Below are 21,155 nucleotides of genomic sequence, written 5' to 3' on the forward strand. Positions count from 1 at the left end.
TGAGATCTGAGGTGCTCCGCCATCACCGTAACAACCTCTTAAACAGACTGATCCCCTTGGAAGCGGCAGAGACGAACAGTTCCAGCGCGGCAGACCGCGGTCCAATCCCAACTGCAGCTTGGTCTTGCGAAATGCCCCTACCAGACAAACCCGAGGTAGAAGGGTCACGGCGCAGAAATCCCTTTTGCGGCTCCGCCGCCAGCCACTCGCGTTCCAGGACTTCTTTGCGTAGCTGCGAGTAGTACTCAGGCACATCGAAATCACGCTGGCTCTCCCAGAGGTAAAGCGCGGTGCCCAACCAATAGATGAGCCAGGCACAGTAATGGCCAAACAACGGGTCTCCATCTTTGCGTAAACGTTTCTGATAGGATGCTACGTGACTCAGGCATTCCTTGAGCTTTGCCGTGGGATCGCTACTTCCCGTGACCTCCGCCTCAAAGTATTGCATCATGTCCGTTAGGTACTGTTTTGCATTTGGGTGGGTGAAGTGATAGACACAACAATCTTCCCGATAGGGGATCATCCTGGTGTTTTTCGGATTGCTTGGTGAAAAATTCACGTGAATCGTGTTACAGATTCTGGCCCTTGCCCTGTTAACCATGAACGGGTAGTGACATACCGACCACGGCGAGCGGGCAGAGTGAATGCCGAAAGAGTACATGCGGCGCGGCACGTAAATCAGGTCGAGATCTCCCCGGGTTTCCTCCAAAATCTGCAGCGCCTCTTGCACAAGGTTAAAGGTCGGAATTTCGGAGGCTGTCACAAGGAAAACCCAGTCGTGCTTCGGATAACTGAAGATTTCCACCATGTTCTCATGCCCCTTGGGGCTGAACGGCAGTGGGACGACCCGCACGCTGCTGCCATATTCCTGACAGATCTCGAGGGTACCGTCATCGGACCCTTTGTCGGCTATCAGCACTTCGTCGGCCCATCGAGTCCCCTGTTCCAAAAGCGCTCGGATCCGGGCCTGCTCGTTGTAGACGACAGCCAGCAGCGTGACCGGCACCTTCCGGGATGTGGAGTTCGACATCGTCATGACCCTGCTCCGGAGAGTTCCCCTGCGGCAATCTTGTTGTCGGCAATCCATTCGGTCTCGACGAAGACGGGCCCTCGTTCCAGACGATACTGGGAACCGGTCTGGTAAGGGTCACACTGGGTAACGGAGAAAACCAGAGCCCCCTCGACGGCATCCAGGCATTCGATGTTGGGAATGGTGACGCTGAGGTCGATGCTGTAGCGTCCGATCGAAAGGGGGATCCGTTTCAAGCGGCATTCCACCCGGTTGGCCCCAAGTGCTGGCGTGAACAGGTAACGGTCCATGGGAGCCGACGAGCTAAACGCCACCGCTGCGCCGCGGCTGTCCCTGATGGCCCACTCGAATGCGAGATACTTGACCGGTTGGTGCACCTCGTAGCAAATGGTCAACAACAGGTCATCCAGTACCTCGGCCTCTTCACGGCTTTTGCGGGTGAGATTGAGGAGGGCGGCGTCGACGATCGCCACCTTGGAGGTACCGGAACGGGGTACGCGACGCAGTGCCGGCCTCCCCTCGCCCTGCTGGCGGGGAGCCAAGTAACGTTCCACGGCCTCCGCCGCACTGCCAAAGTAGTTCAACGTCCCGTTTTCCAGCAGAAGTCCTTTGGTGCACAAGCTGCGCACCGCAGCCAGGTTGTGACTGACAAAGAGGACCGTTCTCCCCTGCCGGTTGGACACTTCCTCCATCTTCCCCAGGCATTTGGCCTGAAACTGGGCGTCGCCGACCGCAAGCACCTCGTCAACGACGAGGATCTCCGGCTCCAGGTGCGCCGCCACAGCAAAGGCAAGCCGCATGTACATCCCCGAGGAGTAGCGTTTGACCGGCGTGTCGAGGAACTTCTCGATCTCTGCGAAATCTACGATCTGGTCGAAGCGCGCCCGGATTTCAGCGTGCCCCATGCCGAGTACGGCACCGTTGAGAAAGATGTTCTCTCGGCCGGTGAGCTCCGGATGGAAGCCGGTACCCACCTCAAGGAGGCTCGCTACCCGCCCCCTGATGCGCACGGTCCCCTTGGAAGGCTCGGTAATGCGGCTTAGTATCTTCAGCAAGGTTGATTTGCCGGCGCCGTTGGATCCGATGATACCAATGCGGTCTCCCTGTTCGACCTCAAACGAGACGTCGTTCAGTGCCCAAAACTCCTCGAGCCGAGTAGCGGCTGCCGGGGGGCCGGAACCAAGCAGCCGGCTGCCGGTATTTTTGATTTTCTCGGCAAGGATATCGCGCAGGGCAAGATAGGGCTCTTTGGTCCCCTGGTGCCGCAAGAGGTATTTTTTGCTGAGCTTTTCTACGGAGATCACGCTAGCCATCTTCACACCACATCCGCGAAACCGCGTTCCGTGCGGCGGAAATACCAAAGGCCGAAGACCATCAGGATAACGGCCATCACTGCGCCGGCGCACATCCCAGACCAGTGGACCTGGTAGGCATCCCCCAGCAGGGCCCAGCGGAAACCGTCGATAACGCCCACCATTGGATTGAGGAAATAGAGCAGACGCCAGCGCTCGGGAACGATGGCTGTCGAGAATCCGACCGGCGACACGTAAAGGCCGACCTGAACGACGAAGGGAACCACATACCGGAAGTCCCGGTACTTGACATTGAGGGCCGCAAGCCACAGTCCGGCACCCAAGGAGGCGAGAAGCGCCAGCCCCAGGAAAACCGGGATCAGGACGATTTCCCAGCCGGGAACGACTCGGTACCAGAGCATGAGCCCCGCGAGAAGGATGCATGAGATCAGGAAATCCACCAGGCACACAGTCACCGCACTGGCAGGCAAAATGACCCGCGGAAAGTAGACCTTGGCCAAGAGATTGCTGTTGTCGATGAGGGAGTTGCTGCTCTCAGAAAGGGCGTTGGCAAAGAACTGCCAGGGAAGCAACGCTGCGTAAACCAGGACCGGATAGGGAACGCCATTGGCAGGAAGCTTGGCGAGCTTTCCGAAAACGACGGTGAAGACCACCATGGTCAGCAGAGGGCGAATCACGCTCCACGCGATGCCGATCACCGTCTGTTTGTATCGCACCAGGATATCGCGCCAGGCAAGAAACAGGAAAAGCTCACGGTAACGCCACAGCTCGCGCCAGTAATGGGCAGCCCCCATGCCGGGTTTTATAATGATCTCGTTTAGTTGCGCCATGTCAGCCGTACTGGAACCCCTTCTTCTTGAAAAGCGCAGCGATCACACCGGCCAAAAAGCCGAGGCCGAAGCGGCCCATCTCACGGTTTTTCCTTCCCGGACAGAGATACAGCGGGGCGTGGCGCGAGCAGTTAGCGAGGACCGCCAACCAGAGAAGCAGCGGGTAGCGGCGGTGCAGCCGGAAAAAGGACTGCCCCACTGCCATCGGCTTTCTGAAATTGCCAACCAACAGCGGCGGGTGGAAGTACTCGAGGCTCGGGCAGTTCACGCTCCTGTGGCCGCTCATAAGAAAGCGGATAACGAACTCCACGTCCTCTTGCCCGATGAACTGGTCCACAAAACCGCTCAGCTCGGCGAGAACCTTGCGCCGGTAGGCGGTGCAGCGGCTGGTCATGAAATAGGGGTCGTGGTGATCGTAGCGTCCATCGATGAGCGCAAAGCTCGCGCTGCCATGCGGAACGAGCGCATCTGCCTCGGGATGCGCGGCGAATTCGCGCAGGACCGTGGAGAGGAAGCCCTTCTGCAGCAGGACGGTATCGTCATCCAGAAAGAGCACGAACTCACCGCGGGACTGTGACAGACCGAAATTGCGGGAATGTCCCATGGAGCCGAAATTTACCGGCAAAGGGGTGTAGATGATGGGGAGCTGGTTGGCGAAATCCTCGGCCATGGCACGACCGGCCTCGGTTCCGTTGCGGTCTTCGACAAGCACCACCTCAAACAGGTCGCGCGGGAGGTCCTGTTCTACCAGTGAAGAGAGTATCCCGGACAGCAGGTCTAGTCTGCCGTAGAAATTGATGATGCAGGAGAGACGGATGCCTTCGCGATGCTCAGACACAGCGCAATCCCCTTTCAGGTCAAAAGGGAAGCACCGGTAAAATAGTTGAGCCAAAGAGTGGCGCATGAAACCTCAAGTTCAGTAAATTTCACAGTCAAGACAGTCAGCCGGAATAGAGGCCCCATCCTACCATAACCGCCCACAAAAGCCCCACTATAAAAAGCGGCACATCTTTCAGTAAGGACTCTGTCGGATCCCCCCCCTGCCCGCTTTGTACCCGCATGATGAAGCGCATAAGACCAAAGCAACAAAGAGGAACCGTATAGATCATCGTGTGTCGTACGATGACATATTGGGTGTAGGTGACGAGGACTGCGCCCCCGGTCATGTACATCGCCCCCGGAAGAAAGCCGTCGGGATAGCTGAGCAGCGATTTGCGGTGGCCGCCTGCCTCCTCTCCCAGACTTTGCTTCTCGCCCAGACGCTTGCCGGTGGCAAGAAACACCGCCAGAAGAAATACCGAGAGAAAGAGCCAGTCGGAGATCACGATGCGGAAAGCCTCGCCACCCGCCTCGAGCCTGAGCAGAAAACCTGAGGCAATACAAAAGAGATCCACGAGCGGCAACTGTTTGAGCTTGAGCGAGTAACTGACCGATATCGCCAGGTACGCCACAAGGATCAGGAAGAAGGTTCCCGAAACCCGGGAGGCGAGCCACAGGCCGGCTGCGCAGAGAACGGCGGCCAAGACGAAGGCAGCGCTGAGCGGGACCTTCCCCGCGGCAAGCGGCCGATACTTCTTGCGTGGATGCAGAGCGTCGTGCTGCCGGTCCATGATGTCGTTGAGGATGTAGGTACTGCTGCTGGCCAGGCAGAAACTGGCTATCGGAACGATTCCAGCGCGAAGCACGCCCGGGTTCAACAGCTGCCCGCCCAGAAAAGGGGGGAAAAGGAGCATAAGATTCTTAAGCCACTGGTTTGGACGCAGCAGGGACAGGTAGCTCATGGCGCCTGTTTCCTGAACTGCTGGGCCAGGCGAATGGCGGCAGGGCGATAGTGCGCGGTTGCCGGTGCGGCTGCCTTGGCGCTGGAGAAACAGCGGTAGGCACTGCTGCGGTTGTCCAGGCTCAGGTGGGTAAGCCCCAGGCGGTACTGGTAGAAGGGGTTGCCGGTGGCCTGGTACTGCTCGCAGATTACCTCTGCGAGTTCACGGTTAAGTACTCTGGACTCGTGCGGAGTTTTAGCATTCGCTTTTTGGGCCTCCAGCACCTGAACCAGCATGTCCAGGACTTTCGCATGATAGCGCGTGTGTTCCTTGTAGCGCTCACGGAGCAGTTTGTGCGCAGCGCCGAAATCTTTCTCCTCGATCAGTACTTTGGCGATGTTAAGGGAAGCTGCCTGGAAATTACCGACTCCGCCCGACTTGAAGATCTTGTAAGCCTCCTCCTTTTTCCCTTGTTTCAGCAACGCCACGCCCAGGTCATTGCGAGCGACACCGAAGTTTGGAGATTTCTTCAAGGTGTCCGCAAAGAGGGCAGCGTTGTCCTGCCAGAGGATGCCCCGACTCACGGTTGCATAAGCCGACCCGGTTAGTAACAGGCCTAAAGCACTCACCATAACGGGTGCCCAGGTCAGTCGGTCTTTCAATAGCCGGGAGCCTTGAAACACAAGCCAGATTGCAAAGCAGGCACTGGGCATGTAGAGGTAGCGCTCAGCGATAGGAGTCCAACTCATTTCGCTTACCGCAAGGATAAAAGAGGGCGCACAGATACAGAAACCTGAAAAGACAAGGAACGCACTGACAGAACGTCGATAGAGGAGCCAACAGAGTACGAGAAGGAATAACACCCCAGGGACGACGTAAAGGTTCGCTACTTCAACGATGCCGAAGTTGAGCGGAAATGGGAGGAACACCTTCTTGAGGTAGAAGCCCGTAAGCTTTGCAACAATGCGCGCCAGATTCAAAATATCCGTGGGGGGAGCCTGGATTTGCTTCGTGACAGCGGCGATGCCACTGTCTTTTGAGGAAAGCGCAGAGGACCGCATGAGTAGATAAGCCGAGGCACCAAGAACGATGAAGAGTACCGGCGCGGCTCCTCGCACGATCCGCGCCCTGATGCTCTGGTGTAGCCCCTCCATCCGGTCGTAGCAAAGGACCAGGAACAGGGCAGGCGGAGCGAAGAAGAGTGCCGGTTCTTTGCAGAGGCACCCTAAAAGCAGTGCACAGCCAGAGAGAAACGCAGGTAGCACCTTTGCGGAACGAAGAGACTCAAGGAGCAACCAAAGCGATGTCAGGACGAAAGTCCCGGCCATAAGATCCGTACGGCCGGAAATCCAGTTGACCGGTTCGGTGTTGATGGGGTGCACCGCGAAGATGAGCGCGGCCGCCAGGGGAAGCCAGTTGTCGGCTTCCTGCCTCATCAGTTTGAGCAGCTGTCGGGTGACGGCAAAAACCAAAAGCGTGTTGACAAGATGCAACAGCACGTTTTCCAAGTGCATGAAGCTCTCTTCAAGGCCCCAAAGGTATTTGTCGAAGACGAAGGAGAGGTACAAAAGGGGGCGGTAGTACTGGCCGGCACCGTGAGGAAAGAAAAGCGCCCTGATACTGAAGTCCTCCATGTTAAGGAGGTTATTGATCATGTATGAGTCATCGGTCGAGCAGGACGGTGAAAAAAGCGCTGGGTAGTACAGACCGAGAACGATGAATGCCAGGAACAGGATCTGGTACTTCGTCTTGAGCATCTACTTCTTCCCCTGCGCCACGACTTCGAGGAAAAAGGATTCCAGGTCCTGGCGGTTGGGTTCGATCAGGGTTATCTCGGCACCGCGACTGCCAAGCTTTTCCAGGGTAAGAGAAAGCAGTTCACGCGGCACCTGGAGTTCCAGTATCCCCCCCCCGCGGACGGTCACCTCAACACCCTCGCCCGAGAAATCCGAAAGCCCTGTTACCTGAACCTGGTAGCCAACGACGCCCGCAGCGAGTAATTCATGTACAGCGTTCACTGTCTGCAGCTTCCCTTTGACAATGACCCCGACCCGGTCGCAGACGACCTCGACATCGGCAGTTATGTGGGTACTGAAAAACACAGTCTTCCCTTGCTGCTTGAGATCGCGGATGATGTTTTTCACCAGCGCGCGGCCAAGCGGGTCGAGACCGCTCATGGGTTCGTCGAGGACGTAGATCTCCGGGTCGTGCAGCATGGCCTGGGCGAGTCCCAGACGCTGGACCATCCCTTTGCTGAAGCCGCGGATCGGCCGGTCAGCAGCACCCTCGAGTTCCAAAAGACCGAGCACTTTGCCCGTGGCCGCCTGCGTTTCTTGAGGGGACATGCCAAACATCGCCGCAACAAAGCGAAGGTATTCACGTGCGGTCAGGAAATCATAAAAGGCAGGATTCTCGGGGAGATAGCCGACCTTCATGCGGCAACGGGCGTCACCTACCGGAACTCCGGCCATTTGGGCAGTCCCCGCGGAGGGAGAAATGAGCCCCATCAGGGTCTTTATGGTGGTACTTTTCCCGGCGCCGTTTGGACCTAAAAAACCAAAGACCTCACCTTTACCAACTGAAAGTGTCAGATCTTGCAGGGCGTCGACACGCCCCCATTTCCTGGTTCGGTAAGTCTTTGAGAGGTTGCGGATATCAATAGCATTCATAACAATTCCTGTTGGTGGTCGTTACTGTTTTCCGGCGAGTTTACTTGAGGAGACAACCTTTCCCTTGGAATCAAGGTAGAAGGTGCCGCCATAGGGATCTTCGGGAATGCGCGAGAGGAACCCTTCCCGTACCAAGGTCTTCAGGTCTGGAGGCAGGGTATGCCGGGCTTCCCGGAACCGGTTCAGCGCGTCGGAAATAACGGTAATCCCTTCCAGCGCCTTGCGTCGCACCTGGTAGATCTTCTTGACCTTGGCGTCCTTTGCCGATTGTTCCATGGCCCTCAGAAAGGTAATACCCAGGGCGCTCTGGCCGGCCTCGTAGAAGTACCGGGAGGCAAGCGTCGTGTAGAGCGGGTTGCCGGAAAGTTCCGCAGCTTTTTGCATGTACAGCGAAGCTGTGCGGTAATCCTTGCTGAAATAGGCAGCGTTGAAACCCGCATAGAAGGGAAGCTGGGCATCCCACGTCCGATACTTCATGCCGTAGTCGAGCATGTTGTTCACTTCACGGATCCGTTTCAATTCCCAGGTAAAGGCAGCCTCGGTGAAATAGTAGGCGTCCATGTTGTAGGGATCGAGTTTCAGTGCGCTCTGCATGGTGGCGAACATGTTGAAGTATTCCGGAGGAGTCGAGACGCGGTGGCCATCCTTCGTGAAGAGCGAGCCGAAATAGAAGAGCACACGGTCGACGGCCAGTTGCGCCAACAGGTAGCGCTGGTCGGATGCCACCAGACGCAGCGCCTCACCGGCGGGGGTATAGCCGAGCTTGAGGGCCACCGGCCGCTGCCTCATGTAGGTAGTGAAGGGTACCACCACCAGAGCGTAGAGAAGCAGCAGGGCGCCAAGGATCAGGCCGCGGGTCACGGGAACTGCCTCCGCGAGAAGGTGTAGGAGGAAACGCAGAGGAGGATGGCGCAGTAAAGGACGGCGTAGCTGAAGGTGAGCCCGAGCCCCGCGGGAAGTACGGGGACCCCATAAATTGCCGGCACCTTAAGGTCAAAGGCGGCAAAGTTGGGGATCAGGTAATAGACCGCCTTGAAGAGGGCAACCGACACCGAGCCCATCTCCTTGCCAAACTGGCCGCTTACGTACTCGTAGACTTCCTGGGACCCGCTACCCGCAAGGTAAATGCCGATAGAGGCGAAGAAGGGGAAGTAAAACGAGGTACTTACCGTGGAGAAGAAGATACCGACCGAGGCAAGCATGATGTACTTTGCGATGTCCGCCAGGAGCGCAAGACCGATTTTATCCCAATGGATGGGGATATCGGAGGGATACTGTGCTGAAGAAACAGAGATGATGACTGCGGCTGCGGCACCCAGCACAACGCCACAGAGTGCGATGAAACAGGCGATGCCGCAGAACCTTCCCAGCAGAAAAACTGTCCGCGAAATGGGGAGGGTAAGCACGGAGGCCAGGTAGCGCCGTTCGATGTCACGCCATACCGAGGACGCCCCTAGAAGCACGGTGACCATGAGAAGGACGAAGGATATGGCGGAGAGCGAGAGGGTTATCGACAATTCCTGGACCTGGCGCATCGAAAACGTGCTCAGAGCAGGCACCAGGAGAATCATGAGCAGGGCGACAGCCAAAATGGCATGCAACACCCTGTCCCGCAAAATCCAACGAAAGGTCATGACGACAGTAGCCCTAAAGACATCCATTGTTTTAATCGCTCCAATAGTAAGGGGCGAAATGCTTGCACATCCCGCCCCTTTTTGTAACATAACCGGTTTTACAAAGCTACGGTATTACATTGCGGTCCAGCCGCCGAAGGCGCTCGAATCAGATGCGGAGATGGAAGCCCCGGCACCGGTCGTGACGTCTTTGGAGAAGATCGCGGTGGAATCAAAGGTGGTTGCAAAGGCCTTGGTGCCTTTCTGGTGCTGGGTGACGATACCGTAGCCGGTAGCTCCGCCGGTATAACCGAGGCCCACGCTAGCGGAAAGTTTGCCGATGTTCTTGGCGTCGCCACTGCTTACCACGGTAAGACCTGCGTTGGCGAAATCGATGGTGCCGGTAGCAGCGCCGCCTGCAGCGAATGCGGAGGCAGCAGCCATCATCATAACTGCAGTCAAAAGTACTATCTTTTTCATAAGATTTCTCCTCTTAGGGTAGTGTCAATTATTGAAGGGTCAGGCCGCTCGGGTAAGACTGGCTCGGGCTGTCGGCCAGGTAGGCTTCCATGCCGGTCTTGATGTTTTTCAGGTCCGAGTTGGCGGCGCTGTTGTAGGCCTTCTGACGGTAAGCGGAGAACTGCGGAATAGCAATTGCTGCAAGGATGCCGATGATCGCGACAACGATCAAGAGCTCGATCAGGGTGAAGCCTTTTTTGCTTCTGAGTTTACGTAACATGAGTCTCTCCTTTTACAGTGTGGTGTTACCGATTGTTGTAAGGCCGCGTGCGGCCCTTCCTCCGAATTCGTAACCACCGCCACTGTAGCAACTTGTGCGCCAAAGAAGAGACACATATCACTTGGCGATATTACAACGACTTACAGGTATCCCGTCTCAAAAGGCACCAGCGAGGCGCCGAAAATGGACACCTCCCCGCAAAATAGGTGACAATATTTGTCACTTCACTCGTCGTCCATGCCGAATTTCGCCAGTCGGTACCGGAAGGACCTAAAGGTCATCCCCAAGAGCGCCGCGGCTTTCTTCTTCACCCCACCGCTCTTCTCCAGGGCCTGAACCAAAAGCCGACTCTCGAGGGTGTCCAGGTAGCCCTGCAGGTCCATCCCCTCGGGCGGGATGTCGACGGGATCGAGCGGGGTTGAGACCGGGACGAAGTTGCGTACCTTCGGCGGGAGGCATTCGAGGGTGATGACGCGGCTTCCGAGTACGACGCAGCGCTCCACGAGGTTCTCGAGCTCGCGGACGTTGCCCGGGAAGGGGTAGTTCAACAGGGCCGCCGCAGCGTCCGGCGTGACCATGTCGCCGCTGCCGGACCAGAGCGCGTACTTCTTGTAGAAATGCTCCACGAGCGGCAGGATGTCTTCGGCCCGCTCGCGCAGGGCGGGCATGCGCACCTGGACCACGTTCAACCGGTAGAAGAGGTCCTCGCGGAAGGTCCCCTCCCCCACCTGTTCTTCGAGGTTGCGGTTGGAAGCGGCGACGATGCGCACATCGGCTTTGAGGGAACTGCTCCCCCCTACCCTGCGGAATTCCCGCTCCTGCAGCACCCGCAACAGTTTGGCCTGCAGTTGCAGCGGCACCTCGCCGATCTCGTCCAGAAAGAGCGTCCCCCCTTCGGCCTGCTCGAAAAGCCCGGGGCGGTCTGCTATGGCACCGGTGAAGGATCCCTTGGTGTGGCCGAAGAGTTCGCTCTCGATGAGGGTTTCCGGAATGGCTCCGCAGTTAACGGCGAGGAAGCTGCGGTCGCGGCGCGGACTGTTGTAGTGGATCGCCTTGGCGGCCAGCTCCTTGCCGGTACCGCTCTCGCCGAGGATGAGGACATTGGCCATGCTGTCGGCGACCTTCGAGATGAGGTCGTAGACCTCGCGCATCTGCTTGCTCTTGCCGACCAGGCCGCTGAAGCTGAAGCGTTCCTGCACCTCGGCCTTGAGGCGCTGGTTCTCCTGCACCAGGGTCTTTTGGGCAAGCGCCTTGGCCACCAGGACTTTTACTTCCTCGACTTTGAACGGCTTGCCGATGTAGTCGTAGGCCCCAAGTTTCATCGCTTCGACGGCCTGCTCCGCGGTGCTGAAGGCGGTGATCATCAAAACGGCGGTTTCGGGGGTCTGCGACTTGATGCGCGACAAAAGCTGGATCCCGTTCAGGCCGGGCATGCTGACGTCGGAGATCACCAGGTCGAACTTCACCTGGGCCATCGAGTCGAGGGCGTCCTCGGCGCACTCCGCCTGGTCCACCTGGTACCCCTCACCTTCCAGGAGAATCGCCAGAAACTCGCGCATACTCAATTCATCATCGACAATCAAAATCCTGGCTGGCATCTGTACCTCTTAAAACAGGAACTAGGGATCAGGGGTTAGGGGTGCCGCAACTACCCCGGCAGGAACAGCGTCATGGTAGTTCCTTTGCCGGCTTCGCTGGAGACCGCGATGCGGCCGCCGTGGGTTTCCACGATCCGGTACACGGTCGCCAGCCCCAGGCCGGTGCCACCTTTCTTGGTCGTGAAGAAGGGCTCGAAGACGCGGTTAACGTCGGACTCGGACATCCCCTGGCCGTTGTCTTTCACCCTGATGCGCACCTGGTCCGCCTCCCCGCCGCGCTGGACCGAGGCGTCGATCACGATGCGCCCCTCTCCGGACATGGCCTCGGCACCGTTAACGATCAGGTTCCAAAAGACCTGCTTGCACTGGTCCTTGTCGAAGACGACCACGATGTGGCCGGGCACCCGGTTCTCGATGTTCACACGCTCGAGACGAGGATCACGGGCCAAAAGCGGGCTCAGCTCGGAGATCAGGCCGCGCAGTTGCAGGGGAACCTTCGCCGGCGTGGCGGGCTTGGCGTAGAGGAGAAAGTCGCGCAAGAGCCCATCGAGCCGGTCGGTCTCCCTCAGGATGATGGAGAAGAGCCTCTTGTCCTTCTCGTCGGCCCATTCCCTCAGGGCGACGAGCTGAACCGAACCGCTGATGGCGGCCAAAGGGTTGCGGATCTCATGGGCCATGCGCGCGGAGAGGGCACCGACGGCGGCGAGTTCGTCGGCCCGCTTCAGCTCGCCGGCGAGCCGCTTCATCTGGGTCAGGTCGTGCAGGTCAAGGACGGCACCGTTTGGCTCACCCTCCTTGCCGGTGAGCGGAACCGACTTGAAGGAGAGGAGCATCTGCTCCCCCTCCGGCCCCTGGTGTTCGAACTCCCCCTGTCGGGGGGCCTGATCGACGACCATCCGGTCCGCGAGCCCGGGAAAAATCTCCCCCAACTCCCGGTCGTAGGCCTGTTCCTGCGAGATCCCGGTCAGTGCCTCGGCATACCGGTTGAAGACCCTGATGCGCAGCGCCGGCGTGACGGTTACCAGGCCGCTTTGGATGGTGGAGACGATCGAGGTGTTGAGCCGCTCCAGTTCCTCGTAGTCGATCTCCCTTTCCTGCAGGGCGCTCTCGCTGCGCCGGGCGCGCTCGGCGAGGCTGCCGGCCAGAAACGCGGTGAGGAAAAACGAGGTCGCGTAGAGAAAGATCAGGTAGAAGATGTAGCCTGCGCCGCTTGATTGCGCGACGGACGGCGGCAGCCCCAGGGCGCTTAGGCGCCCGTAGTACTGGAAGTCGAGGATCGCCCCGTAGAGGATGACGCACAACGACGCCGTGTAGTAGGCTTCGGAGCGCGCCAGAAGCACGCTCGCGCTGACGATGGAGAGAAAGTAGAGAAAAGCGTAGGGTGAGCTGACACCGCCGGTAACCAGGATGAGCGTGGTGACCAGCACCAGATCCCAGACGATCTGCGCGTAGCTCAGGGTCCGGACCTGGCGCCGGGTCAGCTTGAGGACTGCGTAGGAGATAAGCGAGAACAGGTAGGTCGCCAGGACCAGCCGGACCACCACCGTGCGGGCGCCTTCCGCGGCGCTGTCCAGGTGCAGGTCAAGGAAAAGGGTGGAGGCGAGAAAAGCTGAGACGACCACCACCCTTAGCAGGATGAACCAACCGATCCTTTTACGGTCGGGCATACCTTACCCGCCGACCGTACTGGCCAGCTTGAAGATCGGCAGGTACATGGCGATGACCAGGCCGCCGACCGTGGTCCCCAGGAACACCATGAGCAGAGGCTCCATCATCGAGGTGAGGGCCCCTACCGCGTCGTCGACCTCGTCGTCGTAGAAGTCGGCGATCTTGTTGAGCATGGTGTCCATGGCACCGGTGGCCTCGCCGACCGAGATCATCTGCACCACCATGGGGGGAAACACCCCGCTTTCGGCAAGCGGCTCGGAGATGGTCTTGCCCTCGGAGATCGACTGGCGCACCTTGTAGATGGCCTCCTCGACGATCTTGTTCCCCGCGGTCTTGGCAACGATCTCGAGGCCGTCCATGATCGGGACGCCGGAGCTTATCATGGTCCCCAGGGTGCGGGTGAACTTGGCGACGGCCACCTTGCGGATCAGCGGGCCCACCACCGGCGCCTTGAGCCCCATGTTGTCGATGGCCCGGCGCCCCTTGGGGGTCGCGTAGTACTTGCCGATGGCGTACTTGATCCCGAAGAGGGCGGCGATGATCACCAGGATGTACTTGGTGAGGAAGTTACTGAGGGCGATGACGATCTTGGTCGGGGCCGGGAGCTCGCCGCCGAAGTCCGCGAACATCTTGGCGAAGGTCGGGATGACGAAGACCAGGATGACGCCGACGACGATGACCGCGATGGCCATGATGGTGGCGGGGTAGACCATGGCCCCCTTTACCTGCTTGGCGAGCTTCATCGCCTTTTCGATGTAGGCCGCCAGGCGCGACAGGATGGTGTCGAGGATACCGCCCACCTCGCCGGCAGCCACCAGGTTCACGTAGAGCTGATCGAAGACCTTGGGGTGCTTGGCGAGGGCGTCTGCGAAGGTCGAGCCGCTCTCCACGCTCTCCTTCACCTTGGTGAGGCAATCCTTGAAGGTCTTGTTCTCCTGCTGGCTCGCCAGGATGTCCAGGCACTGCACGAGCGGCAGGCCGGAGTCGATCATGGTGGCGAACTGCCTGGTGAAGACCACCAGGTCCTTGGTATCGACCCTGCCACCCTTGCGGCCGGGGAGCTTGAGCTCCATGCTGAGCCCGCGCCCCTCCTCCTTCACGGTGATGCCGGTGAAACCGTATTTCTTGAGCTGGGCCTCGACCTGCAGGGCGCTGCCGGCTTCCATGACACCCTTCTGGGTGCTGCCGGCCTTGCTCCTGGCCTCCCAACTGAACTTAGGCATAGAGTTCTCCTTTGGTAGTGACTACACGCTGCCGCGGCTAGCGCGACGGGCGGGGGCGCGGCTGCCCCAAAACGGCGCTCCCCGGAGAGAGCATCTGCTTCAATTCGTCGGGCTCGGAGGAGCGCGCCAGGGCGTCGTCCACGCTTATGATGCGCTTGGCCAAAAGCGACATGAGGCTCTGGTTCAGGGTCTGCATGCCGAACTTGTCCTGGCCCACCTGCATCTGCGAGTAGATCTGGTGCACCTTGTCTTCGCGGATCAGGTTGCGGATCGCCGGGTTAGGCACCATGACCTCGAGGGCCAGGGCACGACCGGTCCCGCCCGCCCTGGGGATGAGGGTCTGGGAGAGCACCCCTTCGAGCACGAAAGAGAGCTGCACGCGCACCTGGGTCTGCTGGTAGGGGGGGAAGACGTCGATGATCCTGTTGATGGTCTGGGCGCACGAGTTGGTGTGCAGGGTCGCGAAACAGAGGTGGCCGGTCTCGGCGAGGGTAAGCGCCGCCTCGATGGTCTCCAGGTCGCGCAGCTCGCCCACGAGGACCACGTCCGGGTCCTGCCTCAAGACGTACTTGAGGGCGTGCTTGAAGCTCTTCGTGTCGGCGCCGACCTCGCGCTGGTTCACGATGCACCCCTTGTGCGGGTGCAGGTATTCGATCGGGTCCTCGATGGTGACGATGTGGTCGTGGCGCTCGGTGTTGATCCGGTCGATCATCGAGGCGAGCGTGGTCGACTTGCCGGAGCCGGTGGGACCGGTGACGAGGATCAGGCCACGCGGCTTGTCGCAGAGCTCCTTGACGACCGGCGGCAGCCCCAGTTCCTCGAAGGTGAGGATCTTGTAGGGGATGACGCGGAAGACACCCGCCACGGCGCCGCGCTGCACGAAGATGTTCCCCCTGAAGCGCGACAGCCCTTTGACGCCGAAGGAGAGGTCGAGTTCGTTCTCCTCCTCGAACTTGTGCTTTTGGCTGTCGGTGAGGATCGAGTAGCAAAGCTGCTTGGTCTCAACGGGGGTCAAGGGCGGGATGTCCATCGGCGTCAGCTTCCCGTCGATGCGGATCTGGGGCGAGGTGTTGGTGGTGATGTGCAGGTCCGAGCCGCCCCGTTCCACGAGTTCCTTCAGCAACTGATGAAAATTGATCATGATATCCTCACCCGGTTAGTCATCCGAGACGGTAACCCTGAGCACTTCCTCAAACGAGGTGACCCCTTCGGCCAATTTGGTAAGCCCCGACTGGCGCATGGTCTTGATCCCCAGCCGCATCGACTCGCGCTTGATCTCGGCGGTGTTGGCGCCGTTTAGGATCAGCTCGCGGATCGGTTCCAGCATCGGCATGACCTGGTAGAAGCCGACGCGCCCCTTGTAGCCGGTGTTGTTGCACTTGGCGCAGCCGGCGCCGCGGTAGCAGACGAGGTGAGGTGCCTCGGCCTCGGGGACCCCGGCGGCGACGAGCGCCGGCACCGGGATCTCCTCCACCACCTTGCACTCCTGGCAGACGCGGCGTGCCAGACGCTGGGCGGTGATCAGGTTGACGGCGCTCGCCACCAGAAAGGGCTCGATCCCCATGTTGAGGAGGCGGTTGATGGTGGAGGGGGCGTCGTTGGTGTGCAGCGTGGAGAGCACCAGGTGGCCGGTGAGCGCGGCCTTCACGCCGATCTCGGCGGTCTCGAAGTCGCGGATCTCGCCGATCATGATGATGTCGGGGTCCTGGCGCAGGAAGGCCCTGAGGGCCGCGGCGAAGTTGAGCCCGATGTCGTCGTGCATCTGCACCTGGTTGATGCCGGCGAAGTTGAACTCGACCGGGTCCTCGGCGGTGGAGATGTTCTCGGTCACCTTGTTGAGCTCCGAGAGCGCCGAGTAGAGCGAAACGGTCTTGCCGCTTCCGGTCGGGCCGGTAACGAGCACCATCCCGAAGGGCTTGTGGATCTCGCGCTGGAAGGACTCCAGGGCCTCGGGCTCGTAGCCCAGCTTGGTCATGTCGAGCTGCAGGTTCGACTTGTCGAGAAGACGCATGACGATCTTCTCGCCGAACAGGGTGGGGAGCACCGAGACGCGGAAGTCCATGTCCTTGCCCCCCCCCAGCTTGATCTTGATCCTGCCGTCCTGGGGGAGCCGGCGCTCGGCGATGTCCAGCTCGCTCATGATCTTGATGCGCGAGGTGATGGCGTTTTTCAGCTTCAGGGGGGGCTTCATCACCTCGTAGAGCACCCCGTCGATGCGGTAGCGCACCCTGAAGCTCCGCTCGTAGGGCTCTACGTGGATGTCCGAGGCCTTCCTCTTGATGGCGTCGGTGAGGATCAGGTTCACGAGCTTTACGACCGGGGCGTCCTCGGTCGCGCGCTCCAGCGAGGAGACGTCGACGTCGTTCTCCTCCCCCACCACCTCGAAGTCCTCCATCTCGGAGAGGTCGTTCATCACGTCGGCCAGGGAGGCGCTCTGGTCGTAGAGCTTGTCGATGGCGGTCTTGATGGCGCTCTCGGCCACCACCACCACCTCGACGTTGTAGCCGGTCATGAACTTGATGTCGTCGATGGCGAAGATGTTGGAGGGGTCGCTCATCGCGATGATCAGCGTCGAACCGGCGCGGTTCACCGGGACGATCTGGTACTTGTGGGCGATCTCGGCGGGGATGACCTTGACGACCTGGGGATCGACGTCGTAGTCCGCGAGGTTGATGGTCGGCACGCCGTACTGCTTGGAGAGAAACGAGGTCAGGTCGGCCTCGGTGATCAGGTTCTCCCGGATCAAAATGGAGCCCAGGCGCATCTGGCCGCCGGACGATTTCTGCTCGGCAAGCGCCTGCTGCAACTGCTCCTTGGTGATCAGGTTGTTCCCGACCAGCAGCTCTCCCAATCTACTGATATGCATGAAAAACCCTCATTGGCGGCGTTAACACCCCGTGAATGGTATTTTGTAACGACGGTATTGTCAAGGGTTACCTGGACTTGGGAGCGCAGCCAGCGCCCGGGCCATGCACCCCGTGGGCGGGGTGCGGCCGGTCCAGATGGCGAAGGCCGCCTCTCCCTGCGCGACCAGCATCCCCAGACCGTTGGCGTTTGGGACCCCACAGGCAACCGCCTCCTTCATGAGCGGGGTGACCGGGGGGGCATATACCATATCGTACACGGCAAGCCCGGGCTTGAGCCCGGCAAGCGAGAGCCCGGGGAAGGCGTCGTCTGCCATCCCGACGCTCGTGGTGTTGACGATCAGGTCGAAGTCCTCGAGAAAGGAGCGCTCGGCGAGTGCCGCGAGCCCGTGCACGCTGAACGCGGTCCCGGGAAGGCGCGGTTCGAGGGCCCGAGCCAGCCCAGCGGCGGATTCCAGGCTGCGGTTGGCGAGCGCGATGCGTGAGGCTCCCGCGCTCCCCAAGGCGGCAGCCGCGGCGCGGGCCGCTCCGCCGGCACCCAGGACCAGGACGCTCTTCCCGGCGGGTTCGAAACCGAACCCCTCGTTCAGCGCGGCCAAAAGCCCGATCCCGTCGGTGTTGTACCCGGTCATCACCCCGTCGCGGTTGTCCACCACGTTGACCGCACCGATCAGTTCGGCCTCAGGTGTGATCCGGTCAAGGAGCGGCATGATGGCCACCTTGTGGGGGATGGTCACGTTGAACCCGGAAACCCCCAGGGCGGAGAGCCCGGTCACCGCCTCGGCGAGCCGCTCGGGGGGGACGGCGAAGGGGACGAAGCTCCAGTCGAGCCCGAGTGCCGCGAAGGCCGCGTTGTGCATGACCGGAGAGAGCGAGTGGGCGATGGGCCAGCCGATGATCCCGGTGAGCCTGGTCTTGCCGGTGATGGGAGCCATCAGCGTACCCCGTAGCCTTGGCGCAGCTTGTTGATCTCGGGCGCCAGGTCCGGCTGGATGCGCTGCGCCGCCGCCAGTTCGGTAAGCCCCTGGGCAAACCCCATCTTGAGCAGGGTCTCGCCGGCCTCCATGTGCGCGGCAGCGTAGATCTGGATCGCCTTCCCCGTGTCGAGGTCCCTGAAGAAGAGGTCGTTACCGAGGACGCCGCGCAGCGAGTAGATCTGCCAGATGTCGAGGTCCGGCGGCGCAAGCGGCTGCGAGGCCGGCAACAGCTGGTAGCAGATGCCGTGCTGGTGCGGCTGGAACTGGGAGAACTGCACCGAGTAGCGGGTGGAGAAATCGATGTACACCGGGCGCTTGACGATCTGCTCGGCAGCCGAGACGAACACGGCGTCCTCGGGGGCGATCTGCTCGGGGGGGATGGAGCGCAGCCGCGAGGTGTTGAAGACCTTCGGGAAGGCGTCCAAATACCATTGGAAGACCAGGTGCGGGGTGTGCAGCAGGTCCAGGTCCTCGCGCATCCGCTCCACCCCCTGGACGTACCAGAGCGGGAAGGCGCCGGAATCGCCCCAGGTGTAGAGGACGGCCCCTTCGGGGAGGGACTTAAGGGTGTTTGAGGCGTAGTCGAAGGCGACGTAGTTTTCGTGCTGGTCGTTCTCCTGGTAGTGCAGGAGGCAGACGGTAAGCGGCAGCACCATGAGCAGGGAGAGCAGCGCGCGGCACAAGGGGCGCTGCTCGGCCCAGGCGGCGGGGAGCCGGGCCGCCAGTTCCTGCACCAGGTAGAAGGTACCGAGCGCTATGAAGACCGCGCTCAACAGGTAGAGCGGCGTGAAGAACTCCTCGGTGAGGAAGATAAGGTCGCGCGGCGTGTTGAAGTAGCCGACGATCACCAGGAAGAACGAGCCGAGCCCGATGAGGTAGGAGATGACCACGTCGCGCTGGCGGCTGAAAAAGGTCAAGAGGCCGAGGAGCAAAAGGGCAAGCCCGATGACGGTGAACTCGTTGGGGACGTTGAAGGCGTTCAGTTGGGCCCACAAAAGCCCAAGGTCCCGGTCCGGCTTCACCGTCGGGTACCCCTTGCGCAGCATGTTCCAGAGGAACTGGGTGAGGTTCTTGGAGTCGCCCCAGTTCAAAAGCGGCTTCTGCAGGGCGCGCACGATGAGGTGCAGGTGGATCGAGAAACCGAGGATGCCGAAGGCCAGGGCAAGGAGGAACTCCTTCACCCTGAAGAGGATGCGCCAGTTCTTCGAGACGATGAGCCAGCCGTACACCGGGATCATCAGCACCATGATCTGGTGGGCGCCGGTCCCCAGGCCGCACAGGAAGGCGCCCAGGTAGACGTAGGACGGGCGCTCCTCGCCGCGGTCGTAGCTTTCGCGCCACAGGAGCATGAGGTAGAAGACCACGGCGCAGATGAAGGCCAAAAGCGGGTACGGCTTGTCGTGGTTCGACTGCAGCCAAAGGCGCGCGGTGCCGGCGAAGGTCACCGCGGCGCACAGGCCGGTGAAGCCGCGCGCGGTGCGGAAGAAGTTCCCCGGGATCTCCTCGTCCTTCAAAAGGCGGGTGACCAGGAGGTAGACCCCGTAGCAGGCGAGCCCCGCCGAGATCGCCGTGGCGAGGTTCACCCGGAAGGCGACGGAGCCAAACGGGAGCCAGGTGAAGGGCTTCGCGTAGTTGATGAAGAGCGGGTAGCCCGGCGAGTGTGCCGCACCCAGGGAGGCCGTGGCGGTGATGAACTCCCCCGAGTCGAAGAAGGTGACCGAGGGTGCCAGGGTCAACAGGTAGAGAAACAGGGGGATCAGAAACGAGAGGACGGCGAAGGCATCGAGTCGTTTAAGGGTGGTCCTGATGCTCACGCGGGGGCTCCTGACTGGCTGTCGTTTTCAGCGCTTATATTCTTGAGGCTCGTCTTGTCCCGCCACAGGCAGTAAAGGCCGGCCACGATCACCGGGAAGAAGCTGAGACCGTGGGCCACCAGGGCGATGCTGAGGGCCTGCTCGGAGCGCAGTTCGAAGGCCGAAAGCGCGGTGACGCAGGCGAAGTGGTAGGTGCCGACAAACCCGGGCGAGGCCGGGACCATGACGGCGAAGACCAGGAACACCATGATGAACATGCTGGCGGTTATGGGGAGCGTGACCCCGAAGGAGCGCAGCACCAGGTCCACCGGCCAGATCGCGGCGGCCCAGATGAAGAGCGAACTCAGCGCAACGGCGAGGATCTCGCGGGGCCTATTGGGGAACAGGATGCCAGAGATGAAGTGGCGCAACTGGGTGGCCACCTGCTCGGCCAGGCGCGGAGCAAAGGAGGCCAGGATCCGGGTGACCAGGCCGACCGTCCAGTCGGTGCGGCTTTTCAAAAGCGCCAGGAAGGCGAGCACTACGACGTAGAGCGTGAAGGTGACATAGCCGCCGGTGACGAGCCCCTTTTGGATGTGCTCCATCCCCGGGGGGAGCTTGATGGTGAAAAAGGTGATCAGGAGCACCAGGAGGATGGTGAAGCCGTCGCAGAGCCGGTCCACCACCAGCGAGGCGAACACCGCGGGGGTGCCGATCTTCTCCTTCTGCCCGAGCGAGTAGGCGCGCACGAACTCACCCAGCCGGGCCGGGAGGAGGTTGTTGGCCATGTAGCCGATCAGGGTGGAGGGAAAGAGGTTCCCCAGGCGGGTCTTCTTGATGGGGAGCAGGAGGTACTTCCAGCGCACCGCCCTCAAGTAGTAGCTCACGAAGGTCAAGAGGATGGCTGGCGGGATGAAGCGGTAGTCCATCTCGCGGAAGGCGGAGCCGAGCTTCGCGAAGTCGATCTTCCTGAACAACAGGAACAGGAAGAAGGCGCTGATTGCTATCCCGAGCCAGAGCTTAAAATCCGGTTTTTTCTTCAAACGCACTCCCCTAACGGTTGGCCGGATCGGCCGGG

The 21,155-nt window shown here is 60.5% G+C and carries 19 protein-coding genes; all 19 read right to left on the bottom strand.

Features of this window, described 5'->3' with window-relative positions; genetic code table 11:
* Window positions 1-22: 22 nt before the first annotated feature.
* The 19 genes from GMST_RS01350 to GMST_RS01440 all read right to left on the bottom strand — a co-directional run bounded on the left by GMST_RS01350 (window position 23) and on the right by GMST_RS01440 (window position 21,120).
* Complete coding sequence (locus GMST_RS01350) at window positions 23-1,036, bottom strand: glycosyltransferase (protein ID WP_183352801.1); 1,014 nt, start codon at window positions 1,034-1,036, stop codon at window positions 23-25.
* Window positions 1,033-2,343, bottom strand: coding sequence for an ABC transporter ATP-binding protein (locus tag GMST_RS01355; RefSeq protein WP_183353255.1), 1,311 nt, complete (start codon window positions 2,341-2,343; stop codon window positions 1,033-1,035). Before GMST_RS01355 ends, GMST_RS01350 begins: the two co-directional genes overlap by 4 nt.
* A 2-nt stretch (window positions 2,344-2,345) precedes the next feature.
* Window positions 2,346-3,173, bottom strand: a complete 828-nt coding sequence (locus tag GMST_RS01360) for an ABC transporter permease (protein WP_183352802.1) — start codon at window positions 3,171-3,173, stop codon at window positions 2,346-2,348.
* A 1-nt stretch (window position 3,174) separates the two neighbouring features.
* The gene (locus tag GMST_RS01365; protein ID WP_246399153.1) at window positions 3,175-4,011 is read right to left on the bottom strand and encodes a glycosyltransferase family 2 protein; all 837 of its coding nucleotides are present in this window, start codon (window positions 4,009-4,011) and stop codon (window positions 3,175-3,177) included.
* 103 nt (window positions 4,012-4,114) lie between these two features.
* The gene (locus GMST_RS01370; RefSeq protein WP_183352804.1) at window positions 4,115-4,954 is read right to left on the bottom strand and encodes a decaprenyl-phosphate phosphoribosyltransferase; all 840 of its coding nucleotides are present in this window, start codon (window positions 4,952-4,954) and stop codon (window positions 4,115-4,117) included.
* Complete coding sequence (locus GMST_RS01375) at window positions 4,951-6,690, bottom strand: glycosyltransferase family 39 protein (RefSeq protein ID WP_183352805.1); 1,740 nt, start codon at window positions 6,688-6,690, stop codon at window positions 4,951-4,953. The genes GMST_RS01370 and GMST_RS01375 overlap by 4 nt, the downstream gene beginning before the upstream one ends.
* Complete coding sequence (locus GMST_RS01380) at window positions 6,691-7,602, bottom strand: ABC transporter ATP-binding protein (RefSeq protein WP_183352806.1); 912 nt, start codon at window positions 7,600-7,602, stop codon at window positions 6,691-6,693.
* Between the two features lie 21 nt (window positions 7,603-7,623).
* Entirely contained in the window at window positions 7,624-8,463 is an 840-nt protein-coding gene (locus GMST_RS01385) for a hypothetical protein (RefSeq protein WP_246399154.1), read from the bottom strand.
* Window positions 8,460-9,137: an ABC transporter permease gene (locus GMST_RS01390; RefSeq protein ID WP_246399155.1), complete on the bottom strand. Its 678-nt coding sequence runs from the start codon at window positions 9,135-9,137 to the stop codon at window positions 8,460-8,462. The genes GMST_RS01385 and GMST_RS01390 overlap by 4 nt, the downstream gene beginning before the upstream one ends.
* A gap of 213 nt (window positions 9,138-9,350) precedes the next feature.
* Window positions 9,351-9,695 (bottom strand): hypothetical protein, encoded by a 345-nt coding sequence (locus tag GMST_RS01395; protein WP_183352808.1) that lies wholly within the window; start codon window positions 9,693-9,695, stop codon window positions 9,351-9,353.
* Window positions 9,696-9,723: 28 nt separating this feature from the next.
* Window positions 9,724-9,954, bottom strand: coding sequence for a type IV pilin protein (locus tag GMST_RS22370; RefSeq protein ID WP_183352809.1), 231 nt, complete (start codon window positions 9,952-9,954; stop codon window positions 9,724-9,726).
* Window positions 9,955-10,178: 224 nt separating this feature from the next.
* Entirely contained in the window at window positions 10,179-11,552 is a 1,374-nt protein-coding gene (locus GMST_RS01405; RefSeq protein WP_183352810.1) for a sigma-54-dependent transcriptional regulator, read from the bottom strand.
* Window positions 11,553-11,602: 50 nt separating this feature from the next.
* The gene (locus tag GMST_RS01410; protein ID WP_183352811.1) at window positions 11,603-13,219 is read right to left on the bottom strand and encodes a two-component system sensor histidine kinase NtrB; all 1,617 of its coding nucleotides are present in this window, start codon (window positions 13,217-13,219) and stop codon (window positions 11,603-11,605) included.
* A gap of 3 nt (window positions 13,220-13,222) precedes the next feature.
* The gene (locus GMST_RS01415; protein WP_183352812.1) at window positions 13,223-14,443 is read right to left on the bottom strand and encodes a type II secretion system F family protein; all 1,221 of its coding nucleotides are present in this window, start codon (window positions 14,441-14,443) and stop codon (window positions 13,223-13,225) included.
* A gap of 37 nt (window positions 14,444-14,480) precedes the next feature.
* Window positions 14,481-15,584, bottom strand: a complete 1,104-nt coding sequence (locus tag GMST_RS01420; protein ID WP_183352813.1) for a type IV pilus twitching motility protein PilT — start codon at window positions 15,582-15,584, stop codon at window positions 14,481-14,483.
* A gap of 15 nt (window positions 15,585-15,599) precedes the next feature.
* Window positions 15,600-17,309: a type IV-A pilus assembly ATPase PilB gene (gene pilB, locus GMST_RS01425; protein ID WP_183352814.1), complete on the bottom strand. Its 1,710-nt coding sequence runs from the start codon at window positions 17,307-17,309 to the stop codon at window positions 15,600-15,602.
* A gap of 60 nt (window positions 17,310-17,369) precedes the next feature.
* The gene (gene aroE, locus GMST_RS01430) at window positions 17,370-18,242 is read right to left on the bottom strand and encodes a shikimate dehydrogenase (RefSeq protein WP_183352815.1); all 873 of its coding nucleotides are present in this window, start codon (window positions 18,240-18,242) and stop codon (window positions 17,370-17,372) included.
* Window positions 18,242-20,098 carry a glycosyltransferase family 117 protein gene (locus GMST_RS01435; protein WP_183352816.1) on the bottom strand — a complete coding sequence of 619 codons (1,857 nt, stop codon included), beginning with the start codon at window positions 20,096-20,098 and terminating at the stop codon, window positions 18,242-18,244. The genes aroE and GMST_RS01435 overlap by 1 nt, the downstream gene beginning before the upstream one ends.
* A complete protein-coding gene (locus GMST_RS01440; RefSeq protein WP_183352817.1) occupies window positions 20,095-21,120 on the bottom strand; it encodes a lysylphosphatidylglycerol synthase transmembrane domain-containing protein in 1,026 nt (341 codons plus the stop codon). The genes GMST_RS01435 and GMST_RS01440 overlap by 4 nt, the downstream gene beginning before the upstream one ends.
* Between the last annotated feature and the right edge of the window lie 35 nt (window positions 21,121-21,155).

This window comes from Geomonas silvestris (genome assembly GCF_014193515.1).
Classification (GTDB): domain Bacteria; phylum Desulfobacterota; class Desulfuromonadia; order Geobacterales; family Geobacteraceae; genus Geomonas; species Geomonas silvestris.

Coding starts and splice junctions, on each gene's coding strand:
- GMST_RS01395 (WP_183352808.1), bottom strand. CDS start 9,695: ATGAAAAAGATAGTACTTTTGACTGCAGTTATGATGATGGCTGCTGCC.
- GMST_RS01350 (WP_183352801.1), bottom strand. CDS start 1,036: ATGACGATGTCGAACTCCACATCCCGGAAGGTGCCGGTCACGCTGCTG.
- GMST_RS01370 (WP_183352804.1), bottom strand. CDS start 4,954: ATGAGCTACCTGTCCCTGCTGCGTCCAAACCAGTGGCTTAAGAATCTT.
- GMST_RS01390 (WP_246399155.1), bottom strand. CDS start 9,137: ATGCGCCAGGTCCAGGAATTGTCGATAACCCTCTCGCTCTCCGCCATA.
- GMST_RS01380 (WP_183352806.1), bottom strand. CDS start 7,602: ATGAATGCTATTGATATCCGCAACCTCTCAAAGACTTACCGAACCAGG.
- GMST_RS01375 (WP_183352805.1), bottom strand. CDS start 6,690: ATGCTCAAGACGAAGTACCAGATCCTGTTCCTGGCATTCATCGTTCTC.
- GMST_RS01360 (WP_183352802.1), bottom strand. CDS start 3,173: ATGGCGCAACTAAACGAGATCATTATAAAACCCGGCATGGGGGCTGCC.
- GMST_RS01355 (WP_183353255.1), bottom strand. CDS start 2,343: ATGGCTAGCGTGATCTCCGTAGAAAAGCTCAGCAAAAAATACCTCTTG.
- GMST_RS01405 (WP_183352810.1), bottom strand. CDS start 11,552: ATGCCAGCCAGGATTTTGATTGTCGATGATGAATTGAGTATGCGCGAG.
- GMST_RS22370 (WP_183352809.1), bottom strand. CDS start 9,954: ATGTTACGTAAACTCAGAAGCAAAAAAGGCTTCACCCTGATCGAGCTC.
- GMST_RS01420 (WP_183352813.1), bottom strand. CDS start 15,584: ATGATCAATTTTCATCAGTTGCTGAAGGAACTCGTGGAACGGGGCGGC.
- aroE (WP_183352815.1), bottom strand. CDS start 18,242: ATGGCTCCCATCACCGGCAAGACCAGGCTCACCGGGATCATCGGCTGG.
- GMST_RS01415 (WP_183352812.1), bottom strand. CDS start 14,443: ATGCCTAAGTTCAGTTGGGAGGCCAGGAGCAAGGCCGGCAGCACCCAG.
- GMST_RS01410 (WP_183352811.1), bottom strand. CDS start 13,219: ATGCCCGACCGTAAAAGGATCGGTTGGTTCATCCTGCTAAGGGTGGTG.
- pilB (WP_183352814.1), bottom strand. CDS start 17,309: ATGCATATCAGTAGATTGGGAGAGCTGCTGGTCGGGAACAACCTGATC.